Below are 17,780 nucleotides of genomic sequence, written 5' to 3'. Positions count from 1 at the left end.
GCGGACAGCGTGGGCGTCATCTGGCTGCCGCCGTACCACGACATGGGACTCATCGGCGGCATCCTGGAGCCGCTGTACGGTGGCTTCCCGGTGGCGTTGATGTCGCCGATGGGCTTCCTCAAGAGGCCCATGGCATGGCTGGAGGCGGTGTCGCGCTTCGGGGGCACCATCAGCGGCGGGCCGAACTTCGCGTTCGACTTGTGCGTGCGCAAGAGCACGCCGGAGCAGCGCCGGGCGTTGGACTTGAGCCGGTGGGAGGTGGCCTTCTGCGGCGCGGAGCCGATTCGCCCGGAGACGCTGGAGCGCTTCGTGGAGGCGTTCGGCCCGAGTGGCTTCCGGCGAGAGGCCTTCTACCCGTGCTACGGGCTGGCGGAAGGGACGCTCATCGTCTCCGGAGGCGAGAAGTCGGCGCCGCCGGTGTCGGTGACGCTGTCGGGAGAGGCGCTGGAGCGGCACCGCGCGGAGGAAGTGGGCGCGGAGCAGCCTGGGGCGCGGACGCTGGTGGGGTGCGGCCAGACGCTGGGGGAGCAGCGAATCGCCATCGTGGACCCGGAGACGCTGCGGCGGCGTGCGGCTGGGGAGGTGGGCGAAATCTGGGTATCGGGGCCGAGCGTGGCCCAGGGGTATTGGGGCCGGGAGGAAGCGACGCGTGAGACGTTCCATGCGCGCATCGCCGGAGAGGACGGCGGGCCGTACCTGCGCACGGGGGACCTGGGCTTTCTGAGGCCCGAGGGCGAGCTGTACGTCACGGGGCGGCGCAAGGACCTGCTCATCCTGAGAGGGAGAAACCACTACCCGCAGGACCTGGAGGCGACGGTGGAGGGGGCGCACCCGGCGCTGAGGCCCGGGGGCGGCGCGGTGTTCTCGGTGGAGGTGGCGGGCGAGGAGCGCGCGGTGGTGGTGCAGGAAGTGGACGTACGGCGGCTGGGCGGGCTGAGAGAGCAGTTGGCGGCGGCGGACGCGGCGGTGGGAGTCATCCGCCAGCGGCTGGCGGAGTCGCACGAGGTGCAGGCGCAGGCGGTGGTGCTCATCGAGCCGGGCAGCCTGCCCAAGACGTCCAGCGGCAAGGTGCAGCGGCACGCGTGCCGCGCGGCCTTCCTCGCGGGGACGTTGCAGGAGGTGACGGCGTGGCGGGCGGAGGGCTCCAGCTCCGCCAATGGACGTCCATCACCTGCCGAGGCTCCCCTGCCCCCTGTTTCCGAGATTGCCACGGTTGAGGCTGGGCCCATGGCGGAGGTGGCCCTCCCGGCGAAGCCGGATGCGGAGGCTCTGGTCGCGTGGCTGCGTGACGTCGTGGCCCGGCACGTACGCATGCTGCGTGAGGACATCGACGTCGACGCCCCGGTGACTCGCTACGGGCTGGACTCGTTGGGCGCCGTGGAGCTGGCGCACGAAGTGGGCGCTGGCACCGGGCTGACGGTGCCCATGGAATGGCTCCTCCAGGGACCGAGCATCACGTCCCTGGCGCACCGGCTGAGCTCCCTCCGTGACGCGGCATCCGCGCCACCTCCGAACACCCTGCGCCGCCGTGAAGTGACTGGCGATCGGGCGGCGTCGTTCGCACAGGCGCGGCTGTGGTTCCTGGACCGGTACGCCCCGGGCGACGTGACCTACAACCTGCCCGCCGCCGTGCGGTTGGAAGGCGATCTGAATGTGACCGCACTGGAGGACAGCCTCCAGATGCTCGCCGCTCGCCATGACGCGCTGAGGACCTCCTTCCGGGAACAGGACGGAAGGCCGCTGCAGGTCATCTCGAAGGATGCATCCCTGCCACTGGCGCGCGTGTCACTGGAGTCCCTGCCCGCCAGCACCCGCGAGGCCGAGGCCTCCCGTCTGGCCCATGAGGAGGCCCGCCGCCCGTTCGTCCTGACGCAAGGGCCGCTCGTGCGCGCCACGCTGCTGACGCTGGACGAACGCACGCACGTGCTGGTGCTCGTCATGCACCACGCCGTATCGGACGGCACGTCCATGGCCGTGCTGGTGCGTGAGCTGTCCGCCCTCTACGCGGCGCTGCGCGAAGGCGCCCCCTCACCGCTGCCCGTCCTGCCGCTGACCTACGCCGACTACGCGGAGTGGCAGCGCGACTTGCTGGACGGCGCCGCGCTGGCTTCGCACCTGGACTACTGGCGTCAGCAGCTCTCAGGCGCGCCCCGCCTGCTTGAACTGGCGACAGACCGGCCGCGGCCCGCCGAGCGTGGGACGCAGGGCGCCCGGGTGCCGGTGGTGCTGGACCCACGGCTCGCCGATGCGGTGCGCAACCTGGCCATCAGCGAGGGCGTCACCCCGTTCATGGTCCTGCTCGCGGCCTTCCAGGCGGTGCTCGCGCGCCGCTCGGGCCAGGACGACGTCAGCGTGGGCACGGCCATCGCGGGCCGGGAGCGCGCGGGGTTGCAGGGCCTGGTGGGCTTCTTCGTCAACACGCTGGTGATGCGCACGCGGCTGTCCGGCGCGCCCACCTTCCGTGAGCTGCTGGCCCGGGTGCGCGCGACGGCGATGGGCGCCTATGCGCACCAGGACGTGCCCTTCGAGAAGCTGGTGGAAGCGCTCCAGCCCACGCGCGAGCGCGGGCACACGCCCCTCTTCCAGGTGATGTTCATCCTCCAGGGCGCGCAGGTGGGCGCCCCCGTGCTGCCGGGCCTCCAGTCGCGTTTGCTGGACGTGCATCCGGGCACGGCGATGTTCGACCTGACGCTCTCTCTCTCCGAATCCGCGCGCGGCTTCGAGGGCTGGCTGGAGTACGCCACCGGCCTCTTCGACGCGGACACCGTCGCCCGCATCGCGGACCACCTTCGCGTGCTGCTGGAGGCCGCCGTCGGAGACCCTTCGCGCCACGTGGATGCGCTGCCGTGGCTCAGCGCGGAGGAGTCGGAGCACCTGCTCGCGCTGTCGCGGGGACCCGGCATCGAGTTCCCGTCGGACGCCACCGTCTCCTCGCGCTTCGCGGCGCAGGTGGCCCGCACGCCGGATGCCGTGGCGATCATCGCGGGCGAACACCGCCTGACGTACCGGGAGCTCCGCGCCCGGGTCCGGTCCGTGGCGCACACGCTGCGGCAGCGTGGCGTGGGGCCGGAGTCGGTGGTGGGGCTGTGCGTGGACCGATCGGTGGAGCTGGCGGTGGGGATGCTCGGCATCCTGGAGGTGGGGGCGGCCTACCTGCCGTTGGATCCGGCGTACCCGGCGCAGCGGCTTGCCGCGATGTGGGAGGACTCGGGGGCGAAGCTCCTCGTGGGTCCGCGTCGCCTGGAGGACGTGCTCACGGTGCCGCCCGAGCGCCGGCTCTTCCTGGACGACGTGGACCCTTCGGTGGGCGCCGACTTCGTGCGGTCCGCGAGCGACGCGCGGACGCTCGCGTACGTGCTCTACACGTCGGGTTCGACGGGGCGGCCCAAGGGCGTGGGCGTGCCGCACCGGACGGTGATGAACTTCTTCCGCGCGATGGATGCGCACGTCTCGCCGTGCCCGGGCACGTGGCTGGCGATGACGAGCATCTCCTTCGACATCTCCGTCCTGGAGCTGCTCTGGGCCTGGACGCGAGGCTTCCAGGTGGTGCTCGCGCCCACGGGCCTGGAGCCCGCCGCGTTCGCGGAGGTGCTGGCGCGCCACGCCGTCACCCACTTCCAGTGCACGCCGTCATACGCGAGCGCCCTCGTGGAGGAACCCCGGGCGCTGCATGCGCTGGGCGCGCTGCGCCAGATGCTCGTGGGCGGCGAAGCGCTGCCGGGGAGCCTTGCCTCGAAGCTGCGGGCGCACGTCCCGGCCCTGCTCAACATGTACGGTCCCACGGAGACGACGGTGTGGTCGTCCCTCCACCGCGTGGAGACGGACACGGCCGGCACGGTGCCGCTGGGGCGGCCGCTGGCGAACACCGGGCTGCACGTCCTGGATGCCGGGCTGAGGCCCGTGCCGGTCGGTGTCCCCGGTGAGCTGTTCATCGGCGGTGAAGGCGTGGTGCGCGGCTACCTGGGCCGGCCGGACCTGACCGCCGAGCGCTTCCTGCCGGACGCGTTCCGCGACGCGCCGGGGACGCGGATGTACCGCACGGGCGACCGGGTGCGCTGGCTCGCGGACGGGACGTTGGAGTTCCTGGGCCGCATCGACCACCAGGTGAAGCTGCGCGGCTTCCGCATCGAGCCGGGCGAAATCGAAGCCGCGCTCCGCACGCACCCCGAGGTCCGCGAGGCCGTGGTCGACGTGCGCGAACAGCGCCTCGTGGCCTATGTCGTCCCGGCCGCCGTGGATGCCGGTGCCCTGCGTGAGCACCTGCGCTCCCGCCACCCGGAGTACATGGTGCCCGCGGCCTTCGTCGGCCTGGACGCCCTGCCCCTCACGCCCAATGGCAAGGCGGACCGGCACGCCCTGCCCGCCCCCACGACGCCTGCCGCCGCCGAGGAGGACACGGGCCCGCTGACGCCGGTCCAGGAGAAGCTGGCCGCGCTGTTCCAGGACGTGCTGCACGTGGAGCGCGTGGGCGCACACGATGACTTCTTCGCGCTCGGGGGGCATTCGCTGCTGGCCACCCAGCTCGTCACCCGCGTGAGCGCCCGGTTCGGGGTGGACCTGTCCGTGCGCGCATTGTTCGACGCGCCCACCGTGGCGCGGCTCGCGGAGCGCATCGAAGCACTTCCGTCCCGCTACCCCGCCGCCCCCATTCCCACCGCGCCCCGGGACGGCGCGCTGCCGCTGTCGTTCGCGCAGCAGCGCATGTGGTTCCTGGATCGGATGGAGCCGGGGCTGGCGCTCTACAACATCCCGCTGGCCCTGCGGCTCACCGGCCCCCTGGACGTGGAGGTGCTGCGCCGCGTGTTCGAGGAGATCGTCCGCCGGCACGAACCGCTGCGCACCACGTTCGAGGAGCACGACGGACAGCCGCTTCAGCGAATCCACGCCGCGCCCGCGCAATGGCCGCTTCCAGTGGAGTCCCTCCCGGAAGGCGGCGCCCTGGGACAGCGCCTGCGTGAGGAGGTGGCACGGCCCTTCAACCTTGGCACCGGCCCGCTGCTGCGCACCCGGCTGTTCCAACGGTCCGGCCTGGAGCACGTGCTGCTCCTGTGCATGCACCACATCGTCTCCGACGGTTGGTCCATGGGCGTGCTCCTCCACGAGGTGGCCACCCTCTACACGGCGTTCAGCGAAGGCCGTCCCTCGCCACTTCCTCCGCTGGAGGTGCAGGCCGCTGACTTCGCCGTGTGGCAGCGCCAGCACGGCGAGTCCCCGGACGCGAGGGCCCACCTGGACGCGCTGCGCGCATCACTCCAGGACCTGCCGCCGCTGTCACTGCCCGCCGAGCACGGCCTCCCCGCGACGAGGACCGCTCGCGGTGGAAGCCATGCCTTCACCCTGCCGGCCACGCTGGTGCGTGCCCTGGAACAGGTGGGGCGCGGCCGGGACGCGACGCTCTTCATGGTCCTGCTGGCCGGCTACGAAGCGCTGCTGGCGCGCTACTCCGGGCAGGACGACTTCGCCGTGGGCAGCCCCGTGGCCCACCGCACGCGGCCGGAGCTGGAGCCGCTCATCGGCGTGTTCCTCAACACCCTGGTGCTGCGCGCCAACCTGGAGGGAGCACCCCGCTTCACGGACCTGCTGGGCCGCGTCCGCGAGTCCGCGCTGTCCGCGTATGCGTGGCAGGACGTCCCGTTCGAACGGCTGGTGGAGTCCCTGTCCCCGGAGCGCGGCGCGGATCGCGCGTCGCTGTTCCAGGTGATGTTCGCGCTGCACAACGCGCCCGTTCCGCCCTCCGCGCTGCGCGAGCTCCAGGTGGAGCTGTTGCCCACCGAGGTGTCCACGTCGCGCTTCGACCTGAGCCTGTCGCTGCTGGCGCGTGACGGCGGGCTGGACGGGACGTTGGAGTACAGCCGGGACCTCTTCACGCCCGCCACCGCCGCACGGTTCGCGGAGCACTTCCGAGTGCTGCTGGAGGCCGTGGCGCTCGACGCGACGGTGTCCGTCCACCGGCTGCCGCTGATGGACGCGGCCGAACGTGCTCGCGTGCTGGAGGACTGGAGCGCCACCAGCGCCCTGCCCTTCGCGGAGGACACCGTTCCCCGCCTCTTCGAAGCCCAGGCCCGGCGCGCGCCGGAGGCCGTGGCCGCGGAGCACGAGGGGCGGACGCTCACCTACGGAGAGCTGGAGGCGCGGGCGAACCAGCTCGCGCGGCACCTGCTGTCCCTGGGCTTGCGGCCGGAGGGCCGCGTGGGCCTGTGCCTGGAGCGGGGGTTGGAGCTCGTGGTGGGCATGCTCGGCATCCTCAAGGCCGGCGGCTGCTACGTGCCCCTGGATCCGGCCTATCCGGCGCGGCGCCTGACGTTCATGTGCCAGGACGCGGGCCTGTCCGCGATGGTGACGGTCCGGCCGCTGCTGACGAACCTGCCGGAGCCGTCGTGGCCCACCGTCTGCCTGGACACGGACGCGGAGGCGCTCTCACGCCAGGACACGGCCGCGCCCGCCTCCGGGTGGCCGGAGCAACTGGCCTACGTGCTCTACACGTCGGGATCCACGGGGACGCCGAAGGGCGCGGGCGTGGAGCACCGCTCCATCGTCCACCGGGTGCGTGACACGAACTACGTGCACCTGACGCCGGAGGACCGCGTCGCCCAGGTCTCCACGCCGTCGTTCGACGCGGCCACGTTCGAGATCTGGGGCGCGCTGCTCAACGGTGCCCGGCTGATCATCCTTCCCCGGGACGTCACGCTGTCGCCGCCGGCCCTCGCCCGGAAGCTGCGCGAGGTGGGCGCCACCACCGTGTTGCTCACCACCGCCCTCTTCCACGAGGTGGCGCGCGACGAACCCGGCGCCCTGGCGGCCCTGCGCAACGCCTTCTTCGGAGGCGACCGGGCGGATCCGCGCGCGGTGCGCAACGTGCTGGCGGCGGGACCAAGGGGGCGGCTCGTCAACCTGTACGGCCCCACCGAGGCCACCGTCTGCGCGACCTTCCACGCCGTGGACGCGCTGGCGGCGGACGCCACCGTCCTGCCCATTGGCCGGCCCGTGGCGCGAGCGCGGCTGTACGTGCTGGACGCGAACGGCGAGCCCGTGGCGCCGGGCGTCCCAGGGGAGCTCTTCATCGGCGGCGACGGTGTCGGGCGCGGCTATCCCCGCCAGGCCGCTGCCACCGCGGAGCGCTTCGTGCCGGACGCCTTCAGCGGCGTGCCGGGCGCGCGGCTGTACCGCACGGGCGACCGGGTCCGCTGGCGGGCGGACGGGACGCTCGACTTCCTGGGCCGCATGGACGCGCAGGTGAAGCTGCGCGGCTTCCGCATCGAACCTGGAGAGATCGAGTCCGCGCTGCACGCGCACCCGTCCGTGCGTGAGGCGCTGGTGGTGGTGCGCGACGAGCGGCTCGTCGCCTACGTCGCGGGCGCTCCGTTGCCGGAACCGGCCGTCCTTCGCGCGTTCCTCGCCGAGCGGCTGCCCGCGCACCTGGTGCCCTCCGCCTTCGTGGCCCTGCGCGCGCTGCCCCTGACGCCCGGAGGCAAGCTGGACCGCAAGGCCCTGCCCGCGCCGGAGCAGTCCGCACCCGCCCCGGGGTCCACCGTCCCGGAGCACCTGTCGCCCTTCCAGCGGCGGGTCGCCGGCCTGTTCCGCGACGTGCTGCGCGTGGAGCGCGTGGGCCTGCACGATGACTTCTTCGCGCTGGGTGGACACTCGCTGATGGCGACGCAGTTGCTCTCCCGGCTGCGCGCCACGTTCCAGGTGGAGGTGCCCCTGCGGAGCCTCTTCACCGCGGCCACCGTGGCCCGCGTCACCGAACTGGTGGAAGAGCAGCTCCTGCTCCGCGTCGAAGGGCCGCGCATCTCCGGCCCACGGCCTGTGTCGCGCGAGGGCGCCCTGCCGTTGTCCTTCTCGCAGCAGCGGCTGTGGGTCCTGGAGCAGCTCCAGCCCGGTGCCACGCCGTATGTGCTGCTCGGGGCCGTGCGGTTGGAGGGCGCGCTTGACGCGGAGGCCCTGCGCCGCGCGCTGGCGCTGATGGTGGAGCGCCATGAAGCCCTGCGCACCACGTTCGCGCTGAAGCACGGCGAGCCCGTCCAGGTCATCCACCCCGCCCCCGAGTGGACCCTGCCGGTGACGGAGCTGGAGGCCCTGTCCTCCGACTCTCGCAACCAGGCCGTGCAGCGGCTGGCCCTGGAGGAGTCAGGCCGGCCGTTCGACCTGGGCACGGGCCCCCTGCTGCGCACGCGGCTGCTGCGGTTCGAGCCCACGCACCACGTGCTGCTGCTGGCCATGCATCACATCGTGTCCGACGGCTGGTCCGTGGGCGTGATGGTGCGCGAGGTGGCCGCCGCCTACACGGCCTACGCGTCTGGAACCGCGCCAGCCCTTCCGGCCCTCCCGGTGCAGTACGCCGACTTCGCGGCGTGGCAGCGCGGCAGGCTCCAGGGAGACGTGCTCTCGGCGGAGCTGGCGTGGTGGAAGGACCAACTCGCGGGCGCGCCGCACGTCCTGGATCTGCCCACGGATCGTCCGCGCCCGGCGGTGCGTTCGCCTCGCGGTGCGCTCCTCCCGGTGCACGTGTCCCCGGAGCTGGCGGACCGCCTGGAGACGCTCGCGCGGCGCGAAGGCGCGACGCCGTTCATGGCGCTGCTCGCCGTGTGGCAGGTGCTGCTGTCGCGCTACAGCCGGCAGGAAGACCTGCTCGTCGGCGCGCCCATCGCAGGCCGCGACTCGCGCGACGTGGAGGGACTGGTCGGCTTCTTCGTCAACACGCTGGCGCTGCGGGCCCGCGTCACGCCGGAGCAGACGTTCCGGGAACTCGTGGCGCGCGTGCGCGACACCACGCTCGCGGCCTACGAGCACCAGGACCTGCCCTTCGAGAAGCTGGTGGAGGAACTCCAGGTGCGGCGCGATCTGGGCCGCACGCCGCTGGTCCAGGCCCTCTTCGCGCTCCAGAACGCGCCGGAAGGAACGTTCGAGGCGCCGGGCCTGACGATGCGGGCGGTGGACGTGGACCCCGCCACCGCGCGCATGGACCTGAGCCTCGTGCTCACGCGGACGCCCGAGGGCCTGCGCGGCTTCATCGAGTACAGCACCGACCTCTTCGATCGCGACACCGTGGCCCGGCTGGCCGGCCACCTGCGCGTGCTGCTGGAGTCCGCGGCCTCCACGCCCGACCTTCCCCTGTCGCGGCTGCCCTGGCTCACGGAGGACGAGCGGCGGCAGGTGCTCGGCGCGTGGAACGACACCGTGCGCCCCTACCCGTCCGACAGCACCGTCGCGGCGAGGTTCGCGGTGCAGGCCGCGCTGCACCCGGACGCCATCGCGGTGGAGTCCGGCGACGAGCGCCTGACCTACGCGCAGCTCGACGCGCGGGCCAACCAGCTCGCGCACGAGCTGCGGGCCCGGGGTGTGGGGCCGGACGTGCCGGTGGCGCTGTGCCTGGAGCGCTCCGTGGGCTTCGTGGTCACGGTGCTCGGGATCCTCAAGGCGGGCGGCGCGTACGTGCCGCTGGACGCGTCCTATCCCGCGCAGCGGCTGGCCCTCATGATGGAGGACGCGCGGCCCCGGATGCTGCTCACGACGTCCGCCCTGCGGGAACGGCTCCAGGTGTCGGACGCGTCCCTGCCGTGCCTCTTCGTGGAGGAGCTGTCCGTCGACGCCCATCCCGTCACCACGCCCGTCGTGGACGTGGGCCCGGGGAACCTGGCCTACGTCATCTTCACGTCGGGCAGCGGCGGGCGTCCGAAGGGCGTGGGCATCGAACAGCGCGGCCTGTTGCGGCTCATGCACGCGGAGCCCTATCCGCGCTATGGCGCGCGCTACACGTCGCTCCTCTTCGCGCCGGTGTCCTTCGACGGCTCCGTGCTGGAGCTGTGGATCCCGCTGCTGCACGGAGGCCGGCTCGTCATCTTCCCGGCCGGGACGCCCGCGGGGGACATGGACGCGCTCGCGCGGGTGGTGGAGCGCCACGGCGTCACCTTCGCGCACCTGCCCGCCGGACTCTTCGCGCAGTTGATGGAGCACCGGCCGGACCTCCTCGGGCGGCTGCGGGAGCTGCACGCGGGCGGTGACATCGTCTCCGCGCCGCACGTACGCCGGGCCGTGGAGTCGCTGGGCCTTCCGTTCACCAACGCCTACGGCCCCACCGAGTGCTCCGTCGTCGCCACGACGTACACCGTGGAGCGGCCGGAACAGGTGGGCACGACGGTGCCCATCGGTGCGCCGCTGGCGAACACGACGGTGTACGTGCTGGATGCGCACCTGCGGCCGGTGCCCGTGGGCGTCCCTGGCGAGCTGTTCCTCGGAGGCGACGGCGTGGCGCGGGGCTACGTGTCCAGGCCGGACCTGACGGCGGAGCGCTTCGTTCCGGACGCGCAGGGCTCGGCGCCGGGCGCGCGGCTGTACCGCACGGGAGACCTGGCCCGGTGGCGCCCGGACGGCACGCTGGAGTTCCTGGGCCGCATCGACCAGCAGGTGAAGGTGCGCGGCTTCCGCATCGAGCTGGCGGAGGTGGAGGCCGCCCTGCGCGACCTGCCCGCCGTGCAGGAGTCCGCGGCGGTGGTGCGCGAGGACGTGCCCGGCGACAAGCGGCTCGTCGCCTACGTGATGCCGCGCGCGGGGCATCCGCTGGACACCGCGTCGCTGCGCGCGGGCCTGCGGCAGCGGCTGCCGGAGTACATGGTCCCGTCTGTGTTCGTGATGCTGCCCGCCCTGCCCCTGAATCCCAGCGGCAAGGTGGACCGCAAGGCCCTGCCCGCGCCAGACGCGGAGACCACCGGACGCAAGGGCCGCTTCGTGGAGCCCACCCACCCGCTGGAGCAGCGGATGGCCCCCGTGTGGGCCCGAGAGCTGGGCACCGACCGGGTGGGCGTGCACGACCACCTCTTCGACGACCTGGGTGGCACGTCGCTGTCCGTCGTGCGGATCGCCGCGCGCCTCAGGGAGGAGCTCCAACGCGACGTCCCCGTGGTGTGGCTGTTCGAACACCCCACCGTGCACGAGCTCGTCCAGCGGCTGGAGCGAGAGTCGGGCCCGGTGGAGTCCCCGCCCGTTGCCCGTCCCCTGGTGGCGCCAGAGGCCGGGGTGTCCCACGCCATCGCCATCATCGGCATGGCGGGCCGCTTCCCCGGCGCGATGTCGGTGGCCGAGTTCTGGCGCAACCTGCGCGGCGGCGTGGAGTCCATCTCCCGCTTCACGCCGGAGGAGCTGGAGCACCTGCCCGGGCTGCCGGAGCAGTTGGAGCTGTGGCACCACCCGGCGTTCGTCCCGGCGGGCGGCGTCCTGGAGGGCGTGGAGCGGTTCGACCACGCGTTCTTCGACATGTCGCTGCGCGAGGCGCAGTTCACGGATCCCCAGCAGCGCTTGTTCCTCCAGACGGCGTGGGCCGCGCTGGAGGACGCGGGCCTGGATCCGGACCGCTTCCCCGGGGCCATCTCGCTGTACGCGGGGGCCACGGACAGCGGCTACATGGACGCGGTGCGGGAGTCGATGCCGCTGGACGCCGCGTCGTTCATGGAGCTGCACGGCACGGCGACGCACGAGAGCCTGGCGACGAAGACGTCCTTCAAGCTGGGGTTCCGGGGGGAGAGCACGCTGCTCTACACCGCGTGCTCCACGGGTCTGGTGGCGGTGCACCTGGCCTGCCAGAGCCTCCAGATGCGGCAGTCCGACGTGGCGCTCGCGGGGGCGACGCGGCTGTCGGTGCCTCAGCGCACGGGCTACGTGTACCAGGACGGGATGGTCTTCTCCCCGGACGGGCACTGCCGCGCGTTCGACGCGAAGGGGCAAGGCACGCTCGCGGCGAACGGTGTCGGCGCGGTGGTGCTCAAGCGCCTGGAGGATGCCGTCCGGGATGGCGACTCCATCTACGCGGTCATCCGCGGGTCGGCCATCAACAACGACGGCCGGAACAAGTCCGGCTTCACCGCGCCCAGCGTGCAGGGACAGGCGGCCGTCATCTCCCAGGCCCTGGTGAACGCGGGCGTGGCGCCGGAGGCCGTGGGCTACGTGGAGGCCCATGGCACCGCGACGCCGCTGGGGGACCCGATTGAAGTGGCGGCGCTGACGCGTGCGTACGGCCTGGGCGCGGAGCACCGGGGCCGCATCGCGCTGGCGTCGCTGAAGACGAACCTGGGGCACCTGGACACGGTCGCGGGGCTGGCGGGCCTGATGAAGGCCGCGCTGTCGCTGCACCACGGGGAGATTCCCCCCAGCCTCCACTTCGAGAAGCCCAACCCGCAGATCGACTTCGATGCGGGCCCGTTCTTCGTCAACACCACCTTGCGGTCGTGGCCCCGGGGCGAGACGCCCCGCTTCGCCGCGGTCAGCTCCTTCGGCATTGGCGGCACCAATGCCCACGCCATCCTCGAGGAAGCCCCCATGCCGCAGAGCGGTTCCACCACGCGCTCGCACCATCTCGTCCTGTTGTCCGCGCGCACGCCGGAGGCGTTGGAGGCGGCGTCACGGCAACTGGACGCGCACGTCCGGGAGGGAGCGGACGCGAGGGCCCTGGCGGACCTGGCGTTCACCCATGCCGTGGGCCGGAAGGTCTTCGAGTTCCGCCGCGCGTTCGTGGTGAAGGACGCGGAGGAGCTGGCGCGGCAGGTCCAGAAGCCGGTGGTGCCGGTGAAGAGTCCGAACAAGGCGCCACGTGTGGCGTTCGTGTTCTCCGGTCAGGGAACGCAGCAGGTGGGCATGGGCCGCGAGCTGGCGGAGGCGTCGCCCCGGTTCCGCGAGCACCTGGACGCGTGCCTCGCGGTGCTGGACGCGCCGCTGCGGGCACGGGTGGAGGCGCTGCTGTCGCCCGAGCCCGGTGCGGAGGTGGAGGCCCAGGCGAGCCTCGCGGACACGCGCGTGGCGCTGCCCGCGCTGTTCAGCGTGCAGGTGGCGCTGGCGCGGATGTGGCGCGACCTGGGGGTGACGCCGCACGCGGTGATGGGCCACAGCTTCGGGGAGTACGCGGCGGCCTGTGTCGCGGGCGCGCTGTCCCTGGAGGACGCGATGCGGCTCGCGGTGGTGCGCGGGGAGTTGATGCACCGCATGCCGCCGGGCGCGATGCTGGCGGTGGCGCTGCCCGTGGACCACGTGTGGCCGTTGCTGTCGGGACGGTTGTCGGTGGCGGCGGTGAACGCGCCGGACCGCTGCGTGGTGTCCGGCCCGGTGGAGGACGTGGAGCGGCTGGAGGCCGAGCTGAAGGCCCAGAAGGCCGGGGCGGTGCGCATGCCCGCGCCGCATGCGTTCCACTCCGCGGACGTGGAGCCGCTGATGCCGGAGCTGGCGCGAGTGGTGGGCGCGCTGCGCTGGTCGGAGCCGGTGGTGCGGTACGTATCCAGCCTCACGGGCACGGTGGCGCAGCCGGGGCAGCTCGCGGATCCGCGCTACTGGACGGACCAGATGCGGCAGCCGGTGCGCTTCACCGACGCGGTGGGGGCCTTGCTCGAGGACGGCTGCGGTGTGTTGCTGGAGGTGGGGCCCGGCCAGGATCTGACGCCGCTGGTGCGCGCGAACCTGGGGCAGGACGGAGGACGTGTCCGCGCGCTGGCGTCGCTCCGCCGGAGCGGGACGACGACCGAGCAGGAGGGCTGGCTCCAGGCCCTGGGCGAGCTGTGGATCGCGGGCGCCATGGTGGACTGGAGCGCGTTCTACGCGCACGAGCAGCGCACGCGGCTGCACCTGCCGACGTACGCGTTCCAGGAGAAGACCGTCTGGCTGGAGCCACGTCCGCGCACCCTGCCCGCCCAGCTCCAGGCGGCTGCATCGGCCTCTGTCCCGGCGCCGCAGTCCGGCTCGTTCGTGACGCCTGCCGCGACCGCTGGCCATGCAGCGGAGGCATCAGTGGCGGATGCCTCGTTCGTTCCGGCGGGAACGGCCGCTGCCCCAGCACCGCTGGCGCCCACTTCGCTGTCCGCCGCACGGCCTTTGATGCCGGGGCTCGGCGTGCACACGGCCGTCGCCGCCGCTCCCGTTCCCGCGGGCCGTGAAGACGCGCCGCGCGGTGACATCGAGGAGCGGGTGGCCGCGCTGTGGCGCGAGCGCCTGGGCCTGGACTTCGTCGGCCGCGACGACAACTTCCTGGAGATCGGCGGCAACTCGCTGACGGCCGCCCAGCTCCTCAATCAGGTGCGCGACACCTTCGGCGTGCAGTTGCCGCTCGCCGCGCTCTTCGAAGCGCCCACCGTCGCGGGCATCGCCCAGCGCGTGGAGCCGCTGCTGCTCCAGGCCCCCCAGGTCCCCGTGTCCGCGGAGCTGCCCCTGGTGCCCCGTCCCCGCACGGGCGAGCTGGCCCTGTCCTTCGTGCAGGAGCGCGTCTGGCGCCTGGAGCAACACCGGCCCGGCCTGTCCGCGTACAACATCCCGTTCGTGCTGCGGCTCGAAGGCGAAGTGAACGCCGACGTGCTGGAGCGCGGCATCCAGGAGATCGTCCAGCGCCACGAGGCGCTGCGCACCACCTATGACACCGTGGACGGGCGCCCCGTGCAGCGCTTCCACGCCCACGTGCGCCTCCCGCTCACGCGCGTGGAGCTCCGGGGCCCGGTGGAGACGCGCGAACCCGAGGCCCTGCGCCTCGCCCGCGAGGACGCGGCGAAGCCGTTCGACCTCGTCAACGGACCCGTGCTGCGCACCACGCTCGTCCGCCTGGACACGCACCTGCACCTGCTGGTGGCCTGCATCCACCACATCGTCTGCGACACGCTCTCCGTCGCGCTCTTCGTCCAGGAGCTGGGTGAGCTCTACGACGCGTTCCTCCAGGGCCGCCCGTCCCCTCTGCCCCCGCTGCCCATCCAGTACGCGGACTTCGGCGCGTGGCAGCGCCAGAGCCTCGCCGAATCGCGGCTGCCCGAGCAGGAACAGGGCTGGCGCCAGCGGCTGGCCGCCATGCCCCGGCAGTTGGATCTGCCCACCGACCGTCCCCGCCCGAAGGACTGCCCGCTCACCTCCGCGCGCATGACGGTGGACTTCCCGCCCGCGCTCGCCCGGGAGCTGACCGCCTTCGCGAAGCGCGAGGGCTTCACCGGCTACATGCTCGTGCTCGCGGCGTGGCAGACGCTGCTGCACCGCTACAGCGGCCAGACGGACCTCGTCGTCGGCACGCCCATCGCCAACCGCACCCGGCCGGAGCTGTTCCCGCTCATCGGCTACGTGGCGCACTCGGCCGCGTTCCGCACGCGCTTCACCGGCGACCCGACCTTCCGCGACATGCTCGTCCAGGTGCGCGACGAGGTGGCGGACGCCCAGTCACGTCCGGACGTGCCCTTCGAGTACCTGGTGGAGGCGCTCGTCCCCGGCAAGGACATCGGCCGGGGGCGCATGGCCGACTCCGTCTTTGTCTTCCACTCCGGCGCGGGCGCGGGCGCGATGTCGCTGGAGCTCACCGGCATGCGCGGCTCGCTGGTGGAGGTGCCCGGCACGCCCGTGCAGTGGGGCGCCACGCTGGCGGACCTGACGCTCGTGCTCTCCGAGGCCGCCGGCCGGGTCCACGGCGCGCTGGAGTACGCGACGGAGCTCTTCGACGCGAGCACCGTGAAGCGGCTGGTGGAGCACCTCCAGGTGCTCTTGTCCGAGGCCCTGGCCCGGCCCGACACGCAGGTCTCCCGCCTGCCCCTGGCCACGGAGGACGAACGCCGGGCCTGGCCCCGGCCGCGCACCGTGTCCGGCCACACGTCCGTGCCCGCGCAGCTCGAGGACCGGCGCGTGCGTCAGGCGGACGCCATCGCCGTGTCACGCGGGAATGCCCACTGGACGTGGGCCCGGTTGGGCGCGAGCGCCCGGACCCTGGCCTCGAGGCTGAAGGCGCTGGGCGTGAAGGACGGGACGCCCGTGGCCGTGAGCCTGCGCGCGTCGCCGGAGAAGCTGGCCGCTCTGTGGGCCGTGCTGAGCGCGGGCGGTGCGTGCGTCGCGCTGGGCCCCTCCGACCTGGGAGGCCTGCCGCTCTACGCGCCCGAGGGCACCCGCGTGCCGGTGCTCATCACCTCCCGCGAGCTCGTCACCGCCGTCCGCGTGGACGCCTCGCGCGTGGTGTACGTGGAAGAGGCGCTGGCGTTTGACGAAGCCGCTGGGGATACCCGGGCGGACCCCAGCTCCGGGGACGCCCTGGCGTGGCTGCTGCCCATGGGCGCGGGGCAGCCCGCGTGGGCCCTGGGCCACCGGGAGCTGGCGGAGTTCTTCACCGGCCTGGACGCGCGCCTGTCGCCTCCGGACGGCAGCGCCTGGCTGGCCGCGGGCGAGGCCACCCCGGACCGGCCGGAGCTGGAGGCGCTGTGGGCGCTGACGCGCGGGCTGCGCGTCGTGTTCCCACCGGAGCAGGTCACCGCGCGGCTGGTGCACCTGCACGGCGGCGGGCCTCGCGCGAAGGCGATGGACCTGAGCCTCATCTACTTCGCCAACGACGAGGACTCGCTCCAGGGGCCGAAGTACGAGCTGTTGATGGAGGGCGCGAAGTTCGCGGACGCGAACGGCTTCTCCGCGGTGTGGACGCCGGAGCGGCACTTCCACTCCTTCGGAGGCCTCTACCCGCAGCCCGCGGTGGTCGCCGCCGCGCTCGCGGCCGTCACGAAGCACCTGCACGTGCGCTCCGGCAGCGTGGTGCTGCCGCTGCATGATCCGCTGCTCATCGCGGAGCAGTGGTCCGTGGTGGACAACCTGTCGCAGGGCCGGGTGGGCCTGTCCGTGGCGACGGGCTGGCATGTGCATGACTTCATCTTCGCGCCGGGCAACTTCGAGAGGCGCCGCGACATCCTCCTGGAGAAGCTGGCCACGCTGCGCGCGCTGTGGCGGGGCGAGCGCTTCAAGCGGCCCGCGGGCGCGGGCGCGACGGTGGAGGTGGCGCTGCGTCCGAAGCCCGTGCAGAAGGAGCTGCCGGTGTGGCTCACGGCCACGGTGAACCCGGAGACGTTCCGCATGGCGGGCGAGCTGGGCGCGGGCGTGCTGACAGGTCTGCTGTCGCACTCGCTGGAGGAGCTGAAGCAGAAGGTGGCGCTGTACCGCGACGCGTGGCGCCGCAACGGCCACCCGGGCCGTGGCCACGTCACGTGCATGCTGCACACGTACCTGGGCGAGGACGAGCAGGAGGTGCTGCGCACGGTGCGCCAGCCGCTGCTGTCGTACTTCCGCAGCTCGGCGGACATCGTCACGTCGCTGCTGATGGCGCAGGGCTACCAGGGGGAGATCAGCAAGCTGTCGCCGGAGGACATCGACGCGCTGTTGGAGCACACGTTCGAGCATCACGCGAAGACGACGGGCCTCATCGGCACGGTGGAGAGCGGCCTCAAGCGCCTGCGAGAGGTGCGCGAGGCGGACGTGGACGAGGTGGCGGCGCTCCTCGACTTCGGCCTGGAGACGCCGGTGGTGCTGGAGGGCCTGCGCCGGCTGGCCGTGGTGCGCGAGCGGATGGACGCGGAAGGCGCCGCGCGAGAGGAGCAGGTGCTGGTGGAGGGCGGCCAGGGCGTGGAGGAGATGCTCGCGCTGGCGCGACAGTCTGGCGCGGTGCTGATGCACGCCTCGGCGCGGATCGCGCGCACGTTGGCGGAACTGCCCGGCTCGCGCGAGTCCCTGGGCTCGGTGGGCGCGCTGGTGTTGGAGGGCGCGTCGGTGGAGCTGGCCACGGCGCTGCGGCGCGCCGCGGGCGTGGAGGTACTCCTGTCTGGCGCCGCGGGTGAAGACGCGCTCCTGCCGCGAGTCCCTGGTGAGCGCGTGCCGGCGCAACTCCAGGCATGGGTGCTGGACACGGCCGGACAGCCCGTGCCCACGGGCGTGGTGGGCGAGCTGGCCCTGGCGGGAGCCGGGCTCCCCGCAAGCCTGTGGAAGGCCGGAGCCGAGGACCGCCCGCGCCTGGTGCCGCATCCGACGGAGCC

General features: G+C 73.0%; 1 protein-coding gene (running past one end of the window). It reads left to right on the top strand.

Annotation, left to right across the window (positions count from 1 at the left end; all coding sequences use genetic code 11):
- The coding region annotated (locus K8612_RS37790) for a non-ribosomal peptide synthase/polyketide synthase (protein ID WP_223765787.1) crosses the window boundary (this coding region is incomplete at both ends): on the top strand, window positions 1-17,780 show 17,780 of its 31,913 nt. The annotated region continues 14,133 nt past the right edge of the window.

Origin of the sequence: Corallococcus sp. AS-1-6, assembly GCF_020037015.1 — a bacterium.
Classification (GTDB): Bacteria; Myxococcota; Myxococcia; order Myxococcales; family Myxococcaceae; genus Corallococcus.
The sequence above is the reverse complement of the archived record's forward strand: the minus strand, read 5'-3'. Positions and strand labels throughout refer to the sequence as shown.